General features: G+C 69.1%; 16 protein-coding genes, 1 tRNA gene and 2 pseudogenes. 9 read left to right on the top strand and 10 right to left on the bottom strand.

Translation table 11 applies throughout. From position 1 onward, the window contains the following. Positions 1 to 43: 43 nt before the first annotated feature. A complete protein-coding gene (locus IE107_RS09240; RefSeq protein ID WP_072487556.1) occupies positions 44 to 559 on the bottom strand; it encodes an FHA domain-containing protein FhaB/FipA in 516 nt (171 codons plus the stop codon). 10 nt (positions 560 to 569) lie between these two features. Further along, the gene (locus tag IE107_RS09245; protein ID WP_189543068.1) at positions 570 to 1439 is read right to left on the bottom strand and encodes an FHA domain-containing protein; all 870 of its coding nucleotides are present in this window, start codon (positions 1437 to 1439) and stop codon (positions 570 to 572) included. 315 nt (positions 1440 to 1754) lie between these two features. On the opposite strand from IE107_RS09245, the gene IE107_RS09250 reads away from it, so the two are divergent. Further along, positions 1755 to 1837: transfer RNA gene (locus tag IE107_RS09250), tRNA-Leu, on the top strand. A gap of 351 nt (positions 1838 to 2188) precedes the next feature. On the opposite strand, the pseudogene IE107_RS09255 reads toward IE107_RS09250, so the two are convergent. Continuing rightward, positions 2189 to 2597 (bottom strand): annotated as a pseudogene (locus IE107_RS09255) (MarR family winged helix-turn-helix transcriptional regulator). Positions 2598 to 2637: 40 nt separating this feature from the next. Between IE107_RS09255 and IE107_RS09260 the strand changes: the two are divergent. The 5 genes and pseudogenes from IE107_RS09260 to IE107_RS09275 all read left to right on the top strand — a co-directional run. Beyond that, positions 2638 to 3572 (top strand): annotated as a pseudogene (locus IE107_RS09260) (hypothetical protein); the annotation flags it as partial. Positions 3573 to 3647: 75 nt separating this feature from the next. Then, entirely contained in the window at positions 3648 to 3770 is a 123-nt protein-coding gene (locus tag IE107_RS35695; RefSeq protein WP_268246580.1) for a hypothetical protein, read from the top strand. A gap of 193 nt (positions 3771 to 3963) precedes the next feature. Continuing rightward, the gene (locus tag IE107_RS09265) at positions 3964 to 5415 is read left to right on the top strand and encodes a DUF2252 domain-containing protein (protein WP_189543070.1); all 1452 of its coding nucleotides are present in this window, start codon (positions 3964 to 3966) and stop codon (positions 5413 to 5415) included. 58 nt (positions 5416 to 5473) lie between these two features. After that, a complete protein-coding gene (locus IE107_RS09270) occupies positions 5474 to 6451 on the top strand; it encodes a J domain-containing protein (RefSeq protein ID WP_189543072.1) in 978 nt (325 codons plus the stop codon). A 46-nt stretch (positions 6452 to 6497) separates the two neighbouring features. Continuing rightward, entirely contained in the window at positions 6498 to 6842 is a 345-nt protein-coding gene (locus IE107_RS09275) for a rhodanese-like domain-containing protein (protein WP_189543074.1), read from the top strand. Positions 6843 to 6886: 44 nt separating this feature from the next. Here IE107_RS09275 and IE107_RS09280 read toward each other — a convergent pair whose 3' ends face one another. From IE107_RS09280 to paaA, 6 genes are all read right to left on the bottom strand, one after another. Then, positions 6887 to 8059: an acyl-CoA dehydrogenase family protein gene (locus tag IE107_RS09280; RefSeq protein ID WP_189543435.1), complete on the bottom strand. Its 1173-nt coding sequence runs from the start codon at positions 8057 to 8059 to the stop codon at positions 6887 to 6889. A gap of 199 nt (positions 8060 to 8258) precedes the next feature. Next, positions 8259 to 9320, bottom strand: a complete 1062-nt coding sequence (locus IE107_RS09285; protein WP_189543076.1) for a 2Fe-2S iron-sulfur cluster-binding protein — start codon at positions 9318 to 9320, stop codon at positions 8259 to 8261. Next, positions 9321 to 9827 (bottom strand): 1,2-phenylacetyl-CoA epoxidase subunit PaaD, encoded by a 507-nt coding sequence (gene paaD / locus IE107_RS09290; RefSeq protein ID WP_189543078.1) that lies wholly within the window; start codon positions 9825 to 9827, stop codon positions 9321 to 9323. It lies immediately after the preceding gene. Next, positions 9821 to 10522, bottom strand: coding sequence for a 1,2-phenylacetyl-CoA epoxidase subunit PaaC (gene paaC, locus IE107_RS09295; RefSeq protein ID WP_189543079.1), 702 nt, complete (start codon positions 10520 to 10522; stop codon positions 9821 to 9823). The genes paaD and paaC overlap by 7 nt, the downstream gene beginning before the upstream one ends. Then, entirely contained in the window at positions 10519 to 10809 is a 291-nt protein-coding gene (gene paaB, locus IE107_RS09300) for a 1,2-phenylacetyl-CoA epoxidase subunit PaaB (protein ID WP_093548044.1), read from the bottom strand. Before paaB ends, paaC begins: the two co-directional genes overlap by 4 nt. Next, positions 10806 to 11834, bottom strand: a complete 1029-nt coding sequence (gene paaA, locus IE107_RS09305; RefSeq protein ID WP_189543080.1) for a 1,2-phenylacetyl-CoA epoxidase subunit PaaA — start codon at positions 11832 to 11834, stop codon at positions 10806 to 10808. Before paaA ends, paaB begins: the two co-directional genes overlap by 4 nt. 115 nt (positions 11835 to 11949) lie before the next feature. On the opposite strand from paaA, the gene IE107_RS09310 reads away from it, so the two are divergent. From IE107_RS09310 to IE107_RS09320, 3 genes are read left to right on the top strand one after another with little or no spacing between them, the layout of a single operon-like run. Further along, positions 11950 to 12726, top strand: coding sequence for a DUF5819 family protein (locus tag IE107_RS09310; RefSeq protein WP_189543081.1), 777 nt, complete (start codon positions 11950 to 11952; stop codon positions 12724 to 12726). Beyond that, the gene (locus IE107_RS09315) at positions 12723 to 13988 is read left to right on the top strand and encodes an HTTM domain-containing protein (protein ID WP_229866787.1); all 1266 of its coding nucleotides are present in this window, start codon (positions 12723 to 12725) and stop codon (positions 13986 to 13988) included. Before IE107_RS09310 ends, IE107_RS09315 begins: the two co-directional genes overlap by 4 nt. Before the next feature lie 47 nt (positions 13989 to 14035). After that, the gene (locus IE107_RS09320; RefSeq protein ID WP_189543437.1) at positions 14036 to 14743 is read left to right on the top strand and encodes a TrmH family RNA methyltransferase; all 708 of its coding nucleotides are present in this window, start codon (positions 14036 to 14038) and stop codon (positions 14741 to 14743) included. A gap of 52 nt (positions 14744 to 14795) precedes the next feature. Here the strand turns inward: IE107_RS09320 and paaN are convergent, their stop codons facing one another. Further along, complete coding sequence (paaN, locus tag IE107_RS09325) at positions 14796 to 16496, bottom strand: phenylacetic acid degradation protein PaaN (protein ID WP_189543082.1); 1701 nt, start codon at positions 16494 to 16496, stop codon at positions 14796 to 14798. Between the last annotated feature and the right edge of the window lie 93 nt (positions 16497 to 16589).

A 16589-nucleotide genomic window follows, 5' to 3' on the forward strand; every position in this document is an offset into this window, starting at 1 on the left:
CCGGACCGCCGCGGCTCGCTCGCTCCGCTCGCTCATTGTCGTACTACTTCCGCAGCTCGATGACGGTCTTGCCGATCCGGATCGGCGCGCCCAGCGGAACAGGCGTCGGGGTGGTGAGTCGGGTCCGGTCGAGATACGTGCCGTTGGTGGACCCGAGATCCTCGACGATCCACTGGCCGTCACGGTCGGGGTAGATCCTGGCATGCCTGCTGGACGCGTAGTCGTCGTCCAGCACGATCGTTGAATCGTGGGCCCGGCCCAGCGTGATGGTCTGCCCCTGGAGCGCCACCGTGGTGCCGGTGAGGCTGCCCTCGGAGACGACCAGCTTGGTGGGTGCCCCCCGGCGCTGACGGCCCGGCTGCTGGCGTTGCTGCGGCGGTGCCGCGGCATTCTGGCGTGCCTGTGGAGGCCGTGCGTCGTTGGCAGTGCGGCGTGAGCCGCGCTGCGTGACGCGCGTTCCGAACAGGTCGCTGCGGATGACCTGGACGGCCACGATCACGAACAGCCACAGAACAGCCAGGAAACCTAGCCGCATGACCGTCAGGGTCAGCTCTGACATTGCCCCCGCTTCACCCTTCGGCTTGCCGGTAAACGATGGTGGTGCTGCCCACGACGATCCGCGAGCCGTCGCGGAGCGTAGCGCGGGTGGTGTGCTGCCCGTCTACCACGATGCCGTTGGTAGATCCGAGATCCTGGATCGTCGAGGGCGTTCCGGTCCGGATCTCACAGTGCCGACGCGATACGCCGGGGTCGTCGATCCGCACGTCGGCGTCGGTGCTGCGTCCCAGCACCAGCGTCGGGCGGGAGATCTGATGGCGGGTGCCGTTGATCTCGATCCAGCGTCGCACCTGCGCGTTCGGCAGGGGGCTGGGCCCGGCCGGCGGGTGCCGGTCGGTGCTGGGTGCTCCGGGCCTGCCGGCGCCCGGCGGCGGGGCGGCGGGCATGGGAGGGGCGGAACTCGGCGGGTAGCCGTAGCCGCCGTTGGGCTGCCCGGGCCTGCCCGGACCCGGGTAGGGAGGCTGGCCCTGCAGTCCTTGGCGGCCCTGGGGGTCCTGTTGTGACGAACTCGACGCCAGGGTGCGGCTGCGTACCCGGTAGAGCCCGGTGTCGAGGTCGTCGGCCTTCTCCAGGTGGACCTTGATGGGGCCCATGAAGGTGTACCGCTGCTGCTTGGCGTAGTCGCGGACCAGCCCGGAGAGTTCGTCGCCCAACTGGCCCGAGTACGGGCTGAGCCGCTCGTAGTCAGGGGTGCTGAGCTCGACGATGAAGTCATTGGGGACGACGGTCCGCTCGCGGTTCCAGATCGATGCGTTGTTGTCGCACTCGCGCTGGAGGGCTCCCGCGATCTCGACCGGCTGGACCTCGGACTTGAAGACCTTGGCGAAGGTGCCGTTGACCAGACCTTCGAGACGCTGCTCGAAACGCTTCATGACTCCCATGGGGCACCTCCTCCGTTGTTGTCGTCCCTGTACTGCTTACTGATCGTATCCACGCGTCGGGAAATCGGCTGGTTCCCCTTGTCTGCCCTGTGGATGAGTGTCACCTCTCACACGGATCGTAGAGGCGGCCTCCTCACAGTGTCCCGCACCCGGGGTGCAGAGAGGAGGAGTGGGGCCGATCGCTCGGCGTTCCCGGTTCCCCTCAGTCGGTCGGTGAAACAACGGATGTGAATCCACCCTGTCCAGCGTGCTAATCTTCCGGATGTCGCCAGGCGATCGCACCAAACGGTGAGAGAGTCTGGAAACACCACTCTTGCGCGAGTGGCGGAACGGCAGACGCGCTGGCTTCAGGTGCCAGTGTCCTTAGGGACGTGGGGGTTCAAATCCCCCCTCGCGCACAAGAGAGAAGCCCCACAGGCCAACGGCCTGTGGGGCTTCTTCGTTCCCGGCTCCGAAATCCGACTCCCAAGATTCGGGGTTCTGGTTCGGGGTTCTGGTCCCGGACGAGATTCCGGACTTTTGTTTCACGTGAAACGTATGATTTGGGGCCCTTGTGGTTTCTTGGGGCTTATGGGTCGTATCAGCTATACGCGTCGAACAGGTCGTACGGGGTTGTGGGGCCTGTGGAGCATGTGGAGCATGTGGAGTTTCTAGGGCTGTGAGGCCTCTGGGGGCCGTGGGGCGGATGAGGTCTTCGGTGTCTGTGGGGCGGGCGGGATGGTGTCGCTCACCGAGTTGTAGCGCAGTAGTTACTCCGCGAACCGGGCGAGATCTTCTTCCGTCCAGCCCGCGAGGCGTTCCTGGTAGGCCATGCGGCGGCTGGCCTGTGTGGAGGCGAGCGGCCTGGGTACCGGCCGCGGTGGGGTGCAGCACCTGGATCCGGTGGTCCCCGGGGGCCGGGTGGCGCTCGACCAGTCCCAGCTTCTCCAGGGTGCTGATCTGCTGGCTGACCGTCGATTTGTCCAGCATGTAGTGCGCGGCGAGGTCCGTCGCGCGGCAGCCGTGCCGGTCCTCGATGTGGGCCAGCAGCGTGTACGAGACCAGCGGGAGTTCTGGGTGGAGGCGAGCCGCCACGGCCCGTGCGCGGCGTGCGAAGGCGGTCAGTTCGCGCTGGATGACGTCCAGTGACGCTTCGCGTTCCTCGGGGGTGCCTGGCACCGTTCCGCCCTCCGTCTCGCGGATCTCAAATTTCAGTTGTATGGCGCAACGAGTTAGGAGCTGTAAAAGCCAACTATTGGAGTCTTTCATCGGTATGGGGCTCGCCTACATCGGGGCCTTTCATGCCCCGGAGCCGCACGATCTGCGGGTGGACGTGGGGGGCCGGGCACGCAGGTGCTCGCGCAGACGCTGCAGGACAGGAGCGACGGGGCGCTGAGCGTACGCACCGTTCCCGACCGGGCCGCGGCGGTGAATCACCTCAAGACACAGGCGAGTTACGGCGCCTATCTGCCAGGGAAGCAGCCCGAGCTGCTTGTGGCCGGCGTGTCCTCGGACACCAGCGCCACGGTGGTCGAGAGGGTGTTCACCAAGGTCGCCGCCGAAAAGGGTCACCCGCTGAAGGTGACGGACACGGCACAGACCGCGGACGGCGATCCGACCGGTCAGGGCATCTTCTTCCTGCTGGTCGCGGTGAGCATCGGCTCGTACGCGTCGGTCGCGGTCATCGGTGGTGCGGGAGCCGTGCTGGCGCTGCGGATCAGGGCCGCGCTGGCTGTTGCCGCGTCACTGGTGGTGAGCGTGATCGGAGTGGTGTTCGCGGGGCCGCTGTTCGGCCTTGTCGACCACGGGCTCGGTGGTCTGTGGGCGATGGCCTGGCTGTACTCCATGGGCATCCTGCTGATCGGCGTCAGGCTGCACATCTTCCTCAAGCGCTGGACGACGCCCGGCCTGATGGTGCTGTTCGTGATGCTCAACCTCACCAGCTCCGGCGGCATCTTCCGGCCCGAGCTCCAGCCCGGCTTCTTCGCTTCGCTGCACTCCTTCTGGAACGGTGTGGGCTTCGTGGACGGCGTACGCAGCCATGTGTACTTCGGCGGACACGCGCTCGGCGGTCACGTGCTGGTGCTCGTGCTCTGGTTCGTGGTGGGCCTGGCCCTGATGGGGCTGGCGGAGCTGTCCGAGTCGAAGCAGCGGTAGGCCGCGGCGCATGCGGCAGTGGCTGGCTCCGTCGTTGGCGCAGGTACCCGAACCGGCGCCGTCGCCGGTTCCGTGGAGACGGCCGGCGGAACCCACGGGCCGAAGCACGCCGCCAGGACCGGGGCCGGAGCCCCCATCGAGGCGGATGCCGAGGGGGAGATCGAGGAGGAGATGGAAGAGGCCGTCGGCGTCTGAGCGTCTGACCATCCGGCCGTCTGACGAGGGCGATCCGTCGCCCGCAAGCCGCAGAGGTGTTGTCCACAGGTCGCGGACCGAGTTTTCCACAGGGGCAGACGGCTTTCGGCCGACGACGGTACCTTCGTCGCAATTGATCTGCGACAGGCGTCGGGCCAGGAGCGCAGGGCGAGTGCGGGGGAGGCTGCGCGCCATGGGTGACATCGAAGCGACAGTGCCGATTCAGCGGGCTTCGACGGGTGATCCGCGTATTCCGGTCGTGCCCGGATTCGCACGGAGGGGGACTGCGGCGGGCGGGGGCGCGACGCAGTCCCCGAGGGCGGCGGGCAAGGCCCTGCGGGCGCGGGTGCCCAGGGACTCGCACGCGTCCTTGGATCTTCCGGCCGGGCGGCCCGATGCGGTGCAGGCGGTCGAGGAGTCGAGCCGGGGCAGAGTGCCCTCCCTCGCCCCGATCAGGGTGGGACGGATGGCGGCCACACCCTTTGCCTTTCTGCGCGGCTCTGCCGGGCTGATGGCCCATGACCTGGTGGGCACACCGGTCAGCGGGGTGGGCGCCCAGCTCTGCGGTGACGCACACGCGGCCAATTTCGGACTGTACGGCGATGCACGCGGCAGCCTGGTCATCGATCTGAACGACTTCGACGAGACCGTGTTCGGTCCGTGGGAGTGGGACCTCAAGCGGCTGGCCACCTCGCTGGTGCTCGCGGGGCGCGAGGCCGGGGCGGACGAGGAGACCTGCTGGCAGGGCGCGTACGACACGGTGGGCGCGTACCGGCGGACGATGCGGCTGCTGGCCAGGCTGCCCGCGCTCGACGCCTGGAACGCCATCGCGGACGAGGAGTTGGTCTCGCACACGGACGCGCGGGATCTCCTCGGCACTCTGGAGCGGGTCTCGGAAAAGGCCCGCAACAACACCAGTGCCCGCTTCGCGGCCAAGTCCACCGAGGATTCCGGGGACGGCGGACGCCGCTTCATCGACGCGCCGCCGGTGCTGCGCCGGGTGCCGGACGAGGAGGCCGCAGCGGTCGCGGCGGGACTCGGCGATTACCTGGGCACAATTTCGGAGGACCGGGTTCCGCTCCTCGCCCGCTACGCGATACACGACGTGGCGTTCCGGGTGGTCGGTACCGGGAGCGTCGGCACCCGGTCGTACGTGGTGCTCCTGCTCGATCACCGCGGTGAGCCCTTGGTGCTGCAGGTGAAGGAGGCGCGGCCCTCCGTGCTGGCGCCGTACCTGCCGACGGTCGGCTTCGATGTCCCGGAGGTGGCGCACGAGGGGCGCCGGGTGGTCCTCGGGCAGAAGCGGATGCAGGTCGTCAGCGACATTCTGCTGGGCTGGGCGACGGTGGACGGACGCCCGTTCCAGGTACGGCAGTTCAGGAACCGCAAGGGCAGTGTGGACCCGGCGGCCCTGGCAGCCGATCAGGTCGACGACTACGGCCGGATGACCGGCGCGCTGCTGGCGCGGGCCCATGCGCACAGCGCGGATCCGCGACTGATCGCGGGCTATTGCGGCAAGAACGAGGAACTGGACGAGGCGGTGGCGGCGTTCGCGGTGACCTACGCGGACCGTACGGAGGCGGACCACGCGGAGTTGGTGCGTGCCATCGGTTCGGGGCGGATAGCCGCCGAACTGGGCGTCTGAGGGGCACCGGGCGCACCGCGGGTCCTCGGGACGCGGTCCCTGGCCATACGCTGGACGGGTGACCCACGAAGCCGCCGGGGTGCCGACCACCCGGAACGACGATGACCGGCAGGACAACGACCGGCAGCGCGAGCAGCATGTCCGAAGCGAGCAGCGTGATCAGCATGGGCCTGGCGAGCCGCTTGAGCAGCACGGCCGACCGGCCGGTGCCGGTCCGGAGAGCGGCGACGGCCCGGAGGGCGGTGCCGGTCGAGCCGAGGGGGAGCGGCCCGAGGCCCGGCTCGCGAAGGCGGTCCGGGCGGCGGAGCAGGCGCTGATCGAGTTCGAGATCGCGGTGGAGACCTTCCGGGTCGAGGTGGAGAACTTCTCCCGGCTGCATCACCAGAAGCTCGGGCCCATGTACACCCGCCTCGATGAGCTCGATGCGCAGATCGCGGAGGCCCGGGCCGCCAGGACGGGGGACCCGGAGGACATCCGCAAGGCGCAGGAGGCGCGGGCGATCGTCATGCCGATGCCGGGCGTCGACGAGCTGTTCCACGACTGGATCGACTCCGACGGGCTGTCCCCCGAGGCCGCGGCGATGCTGACCGAGCAGCCGGTCCGGCCGCCCAAGCGGGTCCGGCCGACCGAGGAGGCGCGCAAGCTCTACCGCGACCTGGCCCGCCAGGCCCACCCGGATCTGGCGCAGGACGAGACGGAGCGGGCCCGCCGTGACGAGTTCATCGCCCGCGTGAACGCCGCATACGGGCGGGGGGACGAGGCGTTGCTGGCGGAGCTGGCGCAGGAATGGGCGGCTGGGCCGGTGGCCCCGACGGCGGAGCTCAGCGAGAGCGAGGAGCTCTATGCCCGGCTGAACTGGCTGACCCAGCGCAAGGAACTGCTGACGGTGCTCGCCCGGGAGCTGGAGGAGAGTGCGATCGGGGCCATGCTGCGGATGGCGCCGGACGATCCGGACCGGTTGCTCGACGAGATCGCCGAGCAGTTGCTGGGCGAGGTCGCGCAGCGTGAGGCTGAGCTGGCGGGCTTGGTGCAGTAGCGTTCCGGGTGACCCAGGAGCGTACGTACGAGAGAAGGCATGACCCATGAATTTCGCCCCGCTGCCCTCGGTGGATGTCGCGGCGGTTCCGTCGGACGGCTTTGTGCTGGACGTCCGGGAGGACAACGAATGGGCGGCCGGTCATGTCGAGGGCGCCCTGCACATTCCGATGAGCGACCTCGTGGCCCGTTTCGGTGAGCTGACCGAGGCTGCCGACGACGGCCGGCGCGTGCATGTGATGTGCCGGGTCGGTGGCCGGTCGGCCCAGGTCACCCAGTACCTGGTGCAGCAGGGCGTCGACGCCGTGAACATCGACGGCGGGATGCTGGCCTGGGAGGGGGCCGGACGCCCGATGGTCACGGACAACGGTGAACCGGCCTTCGTCCTCTGAGCCGGGGAACGACCCCGCCAGGGGCGTGACGGCCGTGGTCCGTGTCAGCCGAGGAGGTGTGCGGCCAGCAGGCTGCCCAGTGCCTCCTCGTGTGCCGCTGCCGGGCCGAGGGACAGTTCGATCTGCTTCGCCCAGGCGTGAAAGCGGTGCAGCGGGTAGTCGGTGTCCGCTCCGAAACCGCCGTGAAGGTGCTGTGCCGTCTGCACGACCCGGCGGACACCGTCCGACGCCCAGATCTTCGCCACGGCGATGTCGCCCTCGGCGGGCAGCTTCCCGTCGGCCTCGGTGGAGATTCGCCAGGCAGCCTGCCAGAGCGTCACTTCCATGGCCCGTAGGTCGATGTACCGGTCCGCTGCCTGTACGGCGACGGACTGGAACGTCGCCACCGGGAAGCCGAACTGCTCGCGCTTGCCGGTGTATTCGCTCGTCATGGCGAGCACGGCCTCACCCAGGCCCAGTGCGAGCGCGCACGTCCCGGTGGTGAGGAGGGCGCGCAGCCACTCCCAGGCTCCGGGCCCGTCGATCAGTGAGCGGCTGTCGATCCGTACCGACTCCAGCCGGACCTCGGCGAACCGTTCACCGCTGGTGGAGAACTGCTCGTCCAGGCTGACGCCGTCCTGGGCGGGCCGGATCAGGGCGACGACCGCCCTGCCCTCGTCCGTATGGGCCGGTACCGCGATCCAGTCCGCGGCCTGCGCCCACGGCACTGCTGACTGCACCCCGTCGAGCACCCAGGCGGCAGCGTCCCCGTCGCGGCCCGGCGGGATGGTTCCCGTTGCCGTTTCCCGGCGGGCGGTGACGGCGAGTTCGGCCGGATCGTGGCCGGAACGGCCGTTGGCGCCGACGGTGAGGACCAGCTCACCCCGGCCGATCCGGGGCAGCAATTCGGCGGCCAACTGGCGGTCTCCGTAACGCTGGAGCGTCATAGCGGCCGCGCACGTCTCCAGCAACGGCACCCGCGCGAGCACCTTGGCGGACTCGCGCAACACCAGGCAAAGGGCGATGAGATCGAGCCCGGCCCCGCCATGTTCCGGCGAAAGCGTGAGGCTCAGCAGATCACTTGAGGCAAGCCCGGCCCACAGCGAGCGGTCGATGTCCTCGGCCACCGCGCCCAGTACGAGAGCGGGGCTGGGAACCCCGTCCGGTGCTACTCCCGAGAAGACCGCTCGCGCGGCCTCCGCGGCTGCCTGCTGTTCCTCGGTGAAGGTGAAGTCCACTGCCCTGGCCTCCCGCTGACCGATGCCCCGCGCCAAAATGTGACGGATCGTCAAGTGCCGTCAAGATAGAACAGGTTCTACGAGAAGGGAACACGGAAGGAGCGGGAGAAAGGGGCATCGGCAAGCGGGAGGCAGCGGGCGTGCGGAAGACAGCGGGAGCAAGACGGACGGGGAGACGAGGGGAGGTGGCGGGGTGCGGTCAGCGGTCGAAGTCGAGCTCCACCTCCGGGGTGGCCGGATGCGACTGGCACGCCAGCACATAGCCCGCGTCCGTCTCCTCGGGTTCCAACGCGAAGTTGCGGTCCATCCGCACCTCGCCCGAGACCAGGAACGCCCGGCAGGTCCCGCACACCCCGCCCTTGCAGGCGTACGGTACGTCGGCGCGGCTGCGCAGCACCGTCTCCAGCAGCGATTCGCCGTCCTCCACCGGCCAGGTACCGGAGCGGCCGTCCAGGGTGGCGGTGAGCCTGCTGTGAGCGGGCGCCTCGGCCCGGGGGCGGGCGGATGCAACCGGGCCGTCGTCCACATGGAAGATCTCCTGGTGGATACGGGTCCGGCCGACGCCCAGTCCACGCAGAGCCCCGTCCGCTGCCTGGACCAGTCCGAACGGCCCGCAGAGATACCAGCCGTCCACCTCGATCACCGGAAGCAGCGCGGGCAGCAGCTCGGTGAGACGCTCCCGGTCCAGCCGGCCGGAGGGGAGGCCCGACTGCTGCTCCTCCCGGGAGAGCACCGTGACCAGCTGAAAGCGGTCCGGGTAGCGGTCCTTGAGGTCGGCGACCTCGTCCAGGAACATCGTCGAGAGCGCTGTCCGGTCGCTGCGGATCAGGCAGAAATGGGCGTCGGGTTCCCGCGCCAGCAGCGTGGCCGCGATGGACAGGACCGGCGTGATCCCACTGCCGCCGACGATCGCCGCGAAGTGCCCGGCGCGGGGCGCCAGCACGAAGCGGCCCATCGGAGGCATCGCCTCGACCAGATCGCCGACGGCGAGTTCCTTCAGGGCGTACGTGGAGAACGCGCCGCCGTCGACGAGCCGGATGCCCACACGCAGCACCAGATCGTCCTGTTCCGCCGCGGTGGCCGGCGAGCAGATCGAGTACGAGCGGCGGATCCCCTCGCCGTCGACCGTGTACCTCACATTGAGGTGCTGGCCGGGCTGGTGGCGGAAGGTCTCGCGCAACTCGGGCGGCACGGCGAGGGTGACGGCCACCGAATCGTCCGTGAGCCGTTCGATCGTGCGGACCCGGAGCGGATGGAACATCTACAACTCCTTGAAGTGGTCGAACGGTTCGCGGCACGTCACGCAGCGGCGCAGCGCCTTGCACGCGGTGGAGGAGAACCGGCTCAGCAGCTCCGTATCGGTGGAACCGCAGTGCGGGCAGCGCACCGAGAGCGTGAGCGGTACCGGACCGCCCGCGGGGGACGTGGCATCGTGCGGGCGCGGGGGCGCTATGCCGAACTCGGCCAGCTTGCGCCGTCCCTCCGCGCTGATGTCGTCCGTGGACCAGGCCGGTGAGAGCACGGTGACCACGGAGACCTCCGGTATGCCGTGGTCGTGCAGCACCCGCTCGATGTCCGCGGACATGGCCTCGATGGCGGGGCAGCCGGTGTAGGTCGGGGTGAGCCGCACGGTGACCTTGCCGGGAGCGAGGACATCCACGCCCCGGAGCACCCCCAGCTCGTCCAGGGTCAGCACGGGCAGTTCGGGATCGGGTACGGAGCCTGCGAGGCGGTGCAGCTCCTTCTCCAGGAGTGTCTCGGTCACCATGACGCCCCCGGGTGGCTGCGATGCAGATGCTGCATCTCGGCGATCATGCGGCCGAAGGGTTCGGTGTGGATGCCCTGGCGTCCGGCGCCCGCCGTCCACGCCCCGGACTGCGGACCGGTCGGCAGCGTCAGTGTGGCCCGCTCCAGGACTGCCGGGACGGACTCCAGCCAGCCGCTCCGCAGCGCCTGCCAGTCGATGTCCACGCCCTCGACGGGCTCGAACAACTCACCGGTGAACCGCCACAGGCCGTCCACGGCGCGCTGCATCCGGTCGTGGCTCTCGTCCGTGCCGTCGCCCAGCCGCAACGTCCAGTGCTCCGCGTGGTCCTGGTGGTATGCGACCTCCTTGACGGCCTTCGCCGCCAGGCCGGCGAACGCGCCCTCGCCCGATGCCAGCTGCTCGTATAGCAGGCGCTGGTAGGCGGAGAAGTAGAGCTGGCGGGCGATGGTGTGGGCGAAGTCGCCGTTCGGCTGCTCGACCAGCTGGACGTTGCGGAAGGCGCGCTCCTCGCGCAGATACGCCAGCTCGTCCTCGTCCCCGGCCAGGGAGAGGAGGATCCGGGCCTGCCCCAGCAGGTCCAGGGCGATGTTGGCCAGGGCCACTTCTTCTTCCAGCACGGGTGCGTGGCCCGCCCACTCCCCCAGCCGGTGCGAGAGCACCAGCGCGTCGTCGCCCAGGGCGAGGGCCGCGCTCACAGGTGCTTCACCCCTTCCGGGATCTCGTAGAACGTCGGGTGGCGGTAGGGCTTGTCGCCGGCCGGTTCGAAGAAGGAGTCCTTCTCGTCCGGAGAGGAGGCTGTGACCTGTGCGGACGGGACCACCCAGATGGAGACGCCCTCGGAACGGCGTGTGTACAGATCGCGCGCGTTGCGCAGGGCCATCTCCGCGTCCGGGGCGTGCAGGCTGCCCGCGTGGGTGTGGGACAGACCGCGGCGCGAACGCACGAACACCTCCCACAGTGGCCATTCGGTCGAGCTGCTCATGCCGTCGCCTCCCCGTTCCCCGCTGCTGTGCGCGGTGCTGCGTGTGCTGGTGCTGTGTGCTTCTCGGCGTAGGCGGCCGCCGCGTCCCGGACCCAGGCACCCTCCTCGTGCGCCCGGCGGCGCTGGCCCAGGCGCTGCTCGTTGCACGGGCCGTTGCCCTTGAGGACCTCCTGGAACTCCTTCCAGTCGATCGTCCCGAAGTCGTGCTGTCCGCGCTCCTCGTTCCACCGGATGTCCGGGTCGGGGAGGGTGAGCCCCAGTGCTTCGGCCTGCGGGACGCAGATGTCCACGAAGCGCTGTCGCAGCTCGTCGTTGGAATGGCGCTTGATCTTCCAGGCCATCGACTGCGCGGAGTGGGCCGATGCGTCGTCCGGCGGGCCGAACATCATCAGGGACGGCCACCACCAGCGGTTCACCGCGTCCTGCGCCATTTCGCGCTGCGCCGGGGTGCCGCGGCTGAGGGTGAGCAGCAGCTCGTACCCCTGACGCTGATGGAAGGACTCCTCCTTGCAGATACGGACCATCGCGCGGGCGTACGGGCCGTAGGAGCAGCGGCACAGCGGCACCTGGTTGGTGATCGCGGCGCCGTCCACGAGCCAGCCGATCGCGCCGACGTCCGCCCAGGTCAGCGTCGGGTAGTTGAAGATTGATGAATACCTCTGACGGCCCGCGTGGAGCTTGTCGAGCAGCTCCTCGCGGCCGGTGCCGAGCGTTTCCGCCGCGCTGTACAGATAGAGCCCATGGCCCGCTTCGTCCTGCACCTTGGCCATCAGGATCGCCTTGCGGCGCAGCGAGGGTGCACGCGAGATCCAGTTGGCCTCGGGCTGCATGCCGATGATTTCGGAGTGGGCATGCTGGGCCATTTGCCTGACCAGCGAGGCGCGGTACGCATCGGGCATCCAGTCGCGTGGCTCGATGCGCTCGTCCGCCGCCACCGCGGCATCGAACGCCGCCTCCAGGACTTCGTCCGCCCCTTGGGGCCTGTCCGCTGCCTGCGCTGTCTGGTCCGCAGTCACTGCCGCCATCCCGGGCTCCCTACCGACCGATCGTTCGGTTCAATGTCTTCAATGGTGAGTCGACGGCCCGTAGGGTGTCAACCCTGTGGATAACTGACCGGGGATCGACGGGGATCGGGGCGGGATGGATTCGTACGACGGCAGGGGTGCCGACAGCGGGGACGGGGGGTCAGAGCAGGGGCCCGATCGGTGTGAAGAGGCGGCTTCCGGCGCTGGTCAGGAGCAGGAATCACGGCCTCGTGAATCAGGGCCCCGTGGCGGAATAGCCGCCCTGTCACTTCCGTACCAGATCGTCGCAGCGGTCGCGCTGTCCGTCATCGGACTGGTCGCCTGTGGACAGCTGGCCATGGTGTTTCTGCACGTTGCCCCCTCCAACACCCTGACCAAGCAGCACGGCGAAGCGGTCGACGACTGGATCTATCCCGAGTTCGAGCAGAACTGGAAGCTCTTCGCCCCGAACCCGCTCCAGCAGAACATCGCCGTTCACGTACGAGCCGAGATAGCCGGCCCCGATGGACGCCGCACCACTCCCTGGATGAGCCTTTCCGGCGAGGACGGCAAGGCGATACGCGGCAGTCTTCTGCCCAGTCACGTCCATCAGAACGAACTCCGCCGCGGCTGGGACTTCTACCTCGGCTCCCATGACAGCGAGAACCGGGCCAACGGCCTCCGCGGCCAGCTCTCCGAGCGCTACATCCGCCGCATCGCGATGCTGCGCCTCAGCGAACACGACTACGGCGGCACCGTCGAGCGCATCCAGGTCCGTTCCGAGGTGCGGTCCGTTGCGGCGCCCGCATGGAGCGAGGAGAAGATCAGTACGAGGCCGTCCTACCGGGTGCTGCCGTGGTGGACGGTGACCGCTGAGGACCTGCCCGCCGGCACCAAGGGGGCGGACAAGTGAGTACGCCCGCCCTCGACCGCAAGATCGATCGGAAGATCGACTACAAGCTCGCCCGCGGTATCCAGCGCATCACCTCCACGGCCTTCGGGCAGTATCAGAGTGCCGTCATCCGGATCGGTTTCTCGGCCACGTATCTGTTCTTCCTGCTGCGCGAACTTCCGCACCGCCACGAGATGTACGGCCCCGACGCCCCATGGCGCTGGGACATGGCGCAGCAGCTCATATCCGGGAATCAGGCGTTCACCGCGCTGATGTGGTCGGACAGCACGGTCTGGTTCGAGATCGTCTACGCGGTCGCGCTGATTTCCGCGGCGCTGCTGATGGTCGGCTGGCACACCCGGGCCATGTCGGTCCTCTTCATGGCCGGGGTGCTCTCCCTGCAGAACCGCAGCATCTTCATGGGGGACGGCGGCGACAACGTCATCCATCTCATGGCGATCTATCTGGTGCTCACGCGCTGCGGGCGGGTCTGGTCGTTGGATGCCCGGCGTGCGGCGCGGCAGGCGCGTGCGGCAGCTGACGATTCCGGGCGTCCGGTGCGGGGGACGGTGGCCGGTGCGGTCCTCTGGGCGGTCCTCGGCGTCGTGCTGATCGTGGCCGGCATGACCGACGGGCTCGGCGGCACCTGGTGGCTGCCGACCCTTCTCTGGGCCCTCTGGGTCGGCGAGGGCGCCTGGTGGGCCATGAACCGCTACGCGCCGAACAGCGAATCGCGCACGCTGCTCGATGTCATCGCCAACCTCGCCCACAACGCGACCCTCGTCGTGATCATGGCCGAGGTCTGTCTGATCTACGCCACTGCCGGGTGGTACAAGATCCAGGGTTCGCGGTGGCAGGACGGCACGGCGCTGTACTACCCGCTCAAGCTCGACTACTTCACGCCCTGGCCCGGGCTGTCGGACATCCTCGCCTCCAGCGGTGTGATGGTGATGCTCATCACGTATGGCACGGTCGTCGTCCAGGTCGCATTCCCCTTCACCCTGTTCAACCGGCGGGTCAAGAACGTGCTGCTCGTCGCCATGATGTGTGAGCACGCCGGCATCGCCCTGCTGCTCGGGCTGCCGTTCTTCTCCATGGCGATGATCGCCGCCGACTCCGTCTTCCTGCCGACCGTCTTCCTGGTCTGGCTCGGCGGCCGGGTGACCCTCGCCCGGGAGAGGCTGTTCCCGGGCCGGGGCAAGGTGCCCGGACAGCGGCGTGGCAGCGATGACGAGGAGGCCCCGCAGCACAGCGGCGACGGGGGCCATACGCTCGTGGGGTGAGCAGGAGCAGTGAGAGCGGCCCCACGGGCCATGCGGGCAGCACAGGCATAAGCGGCGGGGAATCGTCGACCGAGGAGCCCGGTCCCTCGGAAGAGACCGGACCTTCCGCGGAACCGTTGCAGTACGACGACGGCTTCGGGACGGAGATCGGCGTCGGGCCGCACCCGTTGCCGTGGCCCGAGGACGAGCGGTACGACCCTGAGCTGCTCGCCCACGGCGACCGGCGCAACGTGGGCGATGCCTACCGGTACTGGACCCGGGAGGCGATCGTCGCCGATCTGGATCTGCGGCGGCACGACTTCCATGTCGCGGTCGAGAACTGGGGCCACGACTTCAACATCGGCTCCGTGGTGCGCACTGCGAACGCCTTTCTCGCCAAGGAGATCCACATCGTGGGGCGGCGGCGCTGGAACCGGCGCGGCGCGATGGTCACCGACCGGTACCAGCATGTGCGGCACCACCCCGACACTCAGTCGCTGACCGCGTGGGCGGAGGCCGAGGGCCTGCCGATCATCGGGATCGACAATCTGCCGGGGGCGGTGCCCCTGGAACGGACCGAGCTGCCCCGGCGCTGCGTACTGCTCTTCGGACAGGAGGGGCCCGGACTCACCGAGGAGGCCCGTGAACACGCGGTGATGGTGTGCTCCATCGCGCAGTTCGGGTCGACGCGGTCGATCAATGCGGGCGCCGCGGCCGCTGTCGCCATGCACGCGTGGGTACAGCGGTACGCGGAGATCCCTGAGGCGGGAAGCTGAACGGATGGATCCGGGGTCTGGGGGCGGAGCCTCGCCCCCAGACCCCGCCGGATCACGCCTGGCGGCGAACTTCCACCATGCGGAATCGGTTGGACACAAAGGCTCCGTCGCACAGCGCCGCGTTTGCCGCCGGGTTGCCGCCCGAGCCGTGAAAGTCGGAGAAGGCGGCGGTCTGGTTGACGTACACCCCGCCGGTCAGATTCAGCGACAGCTGGGCCGATTCGTCCAGGCAGACGTCTTCCACCGCGCGTTCCACCTCCGGCGAGGTGGTGTACGCGCCGACTGTCATCGCGCCCTTGTCGCGGACCGTGCGGCGGAGCAGCTCGACGGCGTCGGCTGTCGAGTCGACCGCCACCGCGAAGGCGACCGGGCCGAAGCACTCCGACAGGTAGTGCTCCTCGTCGTCCGGCTTGGTGGCGTCCAGCTTGACGACGAGGGGGGTGCGGACCACGGCGTCGGGGAACTCCGGGTTGGCCACCGCGCGGGAGGGCAGGGCGACTTCGCCCAGATCCGCGGCTGCTTCCAGGCGGGCCTTCACATCGGGGTTGACCAATGCGCCGAGCAGTGCGTTCGCCCGGCTGTCGTCGCCCAGCAGGCCGCTGACCGCGGCGGCGATGTCGGCGACCACTTCGTCGTACGTCTTGTCGCCGGCGTCGGTGGTGATGCCCCCCCGGGGGATCAGCAGGTTCTGCGGGGTCGTGCACATCTGGCCGCTGTACAAGGAGAGGGAGAACGCCAGATTGGACAGCATGCCGCGGTAGTCGTCCGTGGAGTCGAGGACGACTGTGTTGACCCCGGCCTTTTCCGTGTAGACCTGGGCCTGGCGGGCGTTGGTCTCCAGCCAGTCACCAAAGGCGGTGGACCCGGTGTAGTCGATGATCTTGATTTCGGGGCGGAGGGCGAGGGTCTTCGCGATGCCTTCGCCCGGTCGCTCGGCGGCCAGGGCGACCAGGTCGGGATCGAAGCCCGCCTCGGCGAGGACCTCGCGGGCAAGCTGCACCGTGAGCGCGAGCGGAAGCACGGCGCGGGGGTGCGGCTTGACCAGGACGGGATTGCCGGTGGCCAGGGAAGCGAAGAGGCCGGGGTAGCCGTTCCACGTGGGGAAGGTGTTGCAGCCGATCAGGAGCGAGATGCCGCGGGGTGCCGCGGTGAACGACTTCTGCAGCTGGAGCGGGTCCCGCTTGCCCTGTGGCTTGGACCAGTCGGCGCTCTGCGGGGTGCGGATCTGCTCCTCGTACGCGTACGCCACCGCCTCCAGGCCGCGGTCCTGGGCATGCGGGCCGCCCGCCTGGAACGCCATCATGAAGGCCTGGCCGCTGGTGTGCATCACGGCGTGACCGAACTCGTGGGTCCTGGCGCTGATCCGCGCGAGGATCTCCAGGCAGACCAGAGCCCTGGTCTCGGGGCCTGCCGCACGCCAGGCCGGCATGGCCGCACGCATTGCCGGAAGCAGGACGTCCAGGTCGGGGTGCGGATACTCGACGCCGAGCTCCGGGCCGTACGGAGAGATCTCTCCGCCCGTCCAGCCGTCGGTGCCGGGCTGGCCGAGGTCGAGCCGGGTGTTCAGCACGGCGTCGAACGCGGCCTTGCCCTCGGCGGCGCCCAGGCTGCCCGGGGCGCCCCCCTCGCCGTATGCCTTCGGATGCTCGGGGTGCGGGGACCAGTAGGCGCGCGTACGGATCGCGTCGAGGGCCTGGTCGAGCGTGGGGCGGTGCTTCTCGGACAACAGGTGCGGGGAGAGCTCGGCGGCCATGACGGACCAACTCCTCATCGAGCTGGGCAGGGACGGGCGGACAGAGTTAGAGTAACCGAACGATCGGTCGGGACAAGGGGGCCCGCCAAACCT

This window comes from Streptomyces gelaticus (genome assembly GCF_014649535.1).
Classification (GTDB): Bacteria; Actinomycetota; Actinomycetes; order Streptomycetales; family Streptomycetaceae; genus Streptomyces; species Streptomyces gelaticus.

Bases quoted from the DNA above. Each gene is read 5' to 3' on its own strand.
- IE107_RS09240 (WP_072487556.1), bottom strand. From the start codon at position 559: ATGTCAGAGCTGACCCTGACGGTCATGCGGCTAGGTTTCCTGGCTGTT.
- IE107_RS09245 (WP_189543068.1), bottom strand. From the start codon at position 1,439: ATGGGAGTCATGAAGCGTTTCGAGCAGCGTCTCGAAGGTCTGGTCAAC.
- IE107_RS09265 (WP_189543070.1), top strand. From the start codon at position 3,964: ATGGGTGACATCGAAGCGACAGTGCCGATTCAGCGGGCTTCGACGGGT.
- IE107_RS09275 (WP_189543074.1), top strand. From the start codon at position 6,498: ATGAATTTCGCCCCGCTGCCCTCGGTGGATGTCGCGGCGGTTCCGTCG.
- IE107_RS09285 (WP_189543076.1), bottom strand. From the start codon at position 9,320: ATGTTCCATCCGCTCCGGGTCCGCACGATCGAACGGCTCACGGACGAT.
- paaD (WP_189543078.1), bottom strand. From the start codon at position 9,827: ATGGTGACCGAGACACTCCTGGAGAAGGAGCTGCACCGCCTCGCAGGC.
- paaB (WP_093548044.1), bottom strand. From the start codon at position 10,809: ATGAGCAGCTCGACCGAATGGCCACTGTGGGAGGTGTTCGTGCGTTCG.
- paaA (WP_189543080.1), bottom strand. From the start codon at position 11,834: ATGGCGGCAGTGACTGCGGACCAGACAGCGCAGGCAGCGGACAGGCCC.
- IE107_RS09310 (WP_189543081.1), top strand. From the start codon at position 11,950: ATGGATTCGTACGACGGCAGGGGTGCCGACAGCGGGGACGGGGGGTCA.
- paaN (WP_189543082.1), bottom strand. From the start codon at position 16,496: ATGGCCGCCGAGCTCTCCCCGCACCTGTTGTCCGAGAAGCACCGCCCC.